The organism is Dialister sp. CAG:357 (assembly GCF_000435155.1).
GTDB lineage: Bacteria > Bacillota > Negativicutes > Veillonellales > Dialisteraceae > Dialister > Dialister hominis.
Map to the genome: position 1 here is coordinate 1 of NZ_FR896358.1, position 3,148 is coordinate 3,148.

The 3,148-nt window shown below is 42.4% G+C and carries 4 protein-coding genes; all 4 read left to right on the forward strand.

Going from position 1 to position 3,148, the window contains the following annotated elements; translation table 11 throughout:
* A partial coding sequence (locus M3200_RS00805) for a type I-F CRISPR-associated protein Csy1 (protein ID WP_288178062.1) occupies positions 1-447 on the forward strand: 447 nt, incomplete at its 5' end.
* The gene (csy2, locus tag M3200_RS00810; protein ID WP_022381642.1) at positions 444-1,352 is read left to right on the forward strand and encodes a type I-F CRISPR-associated protein Csy2; all 909 of its coding nucleotides are present in this window, start codon (positions 444-446) and stop codon (positions 1,350-1,352) included. The genes M3200_RS00805 and csy2, both read left to right, overlap by 4 nt.
* Positions 1,353-1,369: 17 nt before the next feature.
* Positions 1,370-2,401: a type I-F CRISPR-associated protein Csy3 gene (gene csy3, locus M3200_RS00815; protein ID WP_022381643.1), complete on the forward strand. Its 1,032-nt coding sequence runs from the start codon at positions 1,370-1,372 to the stop codon at positions 2,399-2,401.
* Between the two features lie 6 nt (positions 2,402-2,407).
* Entirely contained in the window at positions 2,408-2,986 is a 579-nt protein-coding gene (gene cas6f, locus M3200_RS00820; RefSeq protein WP_022381644.1) for a type I-F CRISPR-associated endoribonuclease Cas6/Csy4, read from the forward strand.
* The last annotated feature ends 162 nt before the right edge of the window (positions 2,987-3,148 follow it).

Sequence of the window (3,148 nt, forward strand, 5' to 3'; positions counted from 1 at the left end):
TCCCTTCCAAAGAGGAATTTCTTTAAAGAATCCGTTCCGTATTCCGAATACAGATCTTTCGTATCACGTTTGCATGCATTATTTAAAATCAATTGGAATAATGCAGGTATTAGAGAGAAGAGAGATCGGATCCTTGGGGGAATCATTGATACGGCCATGATGACTGCCGGAAGAATCCGTGAAGAGAATCCTTCTGGCTGGAGTGATGATGAAAAGTACAATGGGCTTCCACGTTTTCAGAAAATCTGGCTCGACAATGCATACGAAAGTGAAAGAGAAGGAGACGCGTGGGTAGAAGCTGTCAGCAAGGATTTCGCGCGCTGGATTATTCGTACATATGAAAAAATTGAACGAGACGAAAAGGTAACTCTCGGAGATGCAGAGACGGATTACTTCAGAAACACCATTTATGATCAGCTGCGTGAGGAGGTGAGACTGGGATTATGAGTACATATCTTGTGATTAGGAAAATGCAGATTCATAACGCAAATGCAATGAGCAGTACATATACGATCGGAGTTCCGGCTATGACAGCATGGCTGGGAGCTGTCCATGCTTTAGAAAGAAAAGTTCGCGGTCTGAATCAGAAAAAGAGAGAAGATACTGATTTTTCAGAGATCCATTTCACAGGTGTCGCAGTCAGCTTTCATAAAACAAGGCTGCATGTGTTTAAAGGAGCGTATGGGAATGCTGTTGTTAATACGGCGAATCCATTAATTAAAAAGGGAGCTGACTGGGAAAGGCCACCTACGATTGAGGAACCGCACATTGACCTTTCGGCTTCCATCTTAATCGAGATCGATGGACTGGATCCTGATGATAAAGATGCCATTCTTGAAAAAGTACAGAGCGAAATCTGGCGGATGAAAATCGCTGGCGGTGATATCAACAGGATACAAAGTATGAGCATACAGTATACCGATGTAGATGATCCAGCAACAATCCGCAGAGTAAGAGGTATGCTCATGCCAGGATATGTCATCATTGAAAGACGGGATATCCTTAAGCAGGAAATGGAAAATGGCACTAACGGTCTTGATGCGCTTCTTGATTATACGAAAGTCAATATGAGCGCAAGGAAAGATGAAAATGGGAAAATTACGGGATGGAATCTTTCGAGAAAAGGCACAGGCTGGATCATCCCGATCTCTGTAGGTTTTAAGGGATTGTCACCACTGGGAATCTGCAGAAATCAGCGTGATAAAGAAACGCAGCATCGGTTTGCTGAAAGTGTCGTAACACTCGGTGAATTCCGTATGCCGTATCATTTCGATTCAATTGACGATATGATGTGGCGGTATGCTTATGATGAAAATCAGGAATTATATCTTTGCAGAAATCAGAAAATTTAATTAGGGAGGAATGTAAAATGGCAAAAAAAGGTGAAGTACTCGCATTCGAAAAGAAACTGGTTGTATCTGACGGCTATATGTATGGAACGACATGGGAAGACAGAAGCGGCAAAGCTGTTCCAGTCAGACTTCAGGAAAAATCAGTTCGCGGCACAATTTCTAATCGTCTGAAAGGTGCTGTAAAAAATGATCCGGCTAAACTGAATGAAGAAATTCAGAAAGCAAACCTGCAGACTGTCGACAGCGCTTCTTTGACGATGGATGAAGATACATTGAAACTTGAATTCACTGTCAAAGTACTCTCTGGCGTTCAGTATCCTTCGGCGTGCAATGATCCAAAACATTATGAAAGCATCAAAAAAATGGGAGAAGATTTCATTGCAGAAAATGGATTCAAAGAACTGTCTCGCCGCTATGCGCTGAACCTTGCAAATGGCCGTTTCCTTTGGAGAAACCGTGTCGGCGCAGAAAAAATTGAAGTCCATGTTGTCGCGCTGAAAGAAGATGGCGTGGAAAAAGAATGGATCTTTGATGCATACGATTTCTCTCTGAAAGATTTCGGTGACACATCTGACGATGTAGAAGAACTTGCAGGTCTCATTGCTGAGGCACTTTGCGGAGAAAGAAACTATCTCCTCTTGAAAGTCACTGCATTTGCCTTCGAAGGACAGGGACAGGAAGTATACCCCAGCGAAGAAATGATCCTGAACAAAGATAAAGTGGAAGGCAGAGAAAAGAAGAGCAAAATCCTTTATCAGGTAAATGATATCGCAGCTATGCATTCACAGAAGCTTGGCAACGCTATCCGTGCTATCGATACCTGGTATCCGAGCTTTGATGAAGTAGAAACCGGACCAATTGCTGTTGAACCATACGGCGCCGTAACAAACATGGGCATGGCTTACAGAACACCGAAAGAAAAGAAAGACTTCTACACACTCTTTGATGATTACTCAAATGGCGTAGATCTTGATTCCGATGATGACAAAAACTATGTCATGGCAGTCCTGGTACGCGGCGGTGTCTTTGGCAAGAACGATGAAGAGTAATTTATTATGATGAAATACTATCAAGAAATTACATTGATTCCGGATGCTGAAATTCCGCCGGATTTCCTCTGGACAAAAGTCTATGCACAGATCCATTTGGCATTCGCCGACCGGGAAAATATAGATCATAAACAAATCTATGGAGTCTCATTTCCTGAATATGCTGATGAATCTATGGGAGAAAAGGCAAGAGTTTTTGCACCGGAAGAAGCAGATCTGAAAAAGCTGGATCTGAAAAAAGCACTGAGACGATTGAGTGATTACGTTCATATCACAAGCATTCGTGAAGTACCGGAGTCCAAAGTCAAAGGGTATGTAAAATTCGCAAGATACCAGCCGGACAGCTCCATTGCCAGAAAAGCCCGTAGATATGCAAAAAGGCATCCTGAAGTTACCGAGAAAGCAGCTTTCAAGATGCTGAAACAAAGAGAAGAAAAGTATGACCTTCCCTTCATTCAGTTAAAGAGCTTATCTACAGGGCAAACCTTCAATCTTTTCGTCAAAAAAGAAGAAAAGAAAGAAGAAGGCCAGGGCGGATTTACAACTTACGGGCTGAGCAAGGGTGCAGCAGTACCCGAATTTTGACCCAAATAAAAAAGGCTTCGGAAAAAGAGCGATAAAATCTAACTTTTTTCGAAGCCCCCTTTTAAAAGGGTTTTGCATCACGTAATTCCGGATGGTATGATAGAATCTAAGAAATCTCTATGCACATGCATAGATCACTGCCGCATAGGCAGCTTAGAAAAG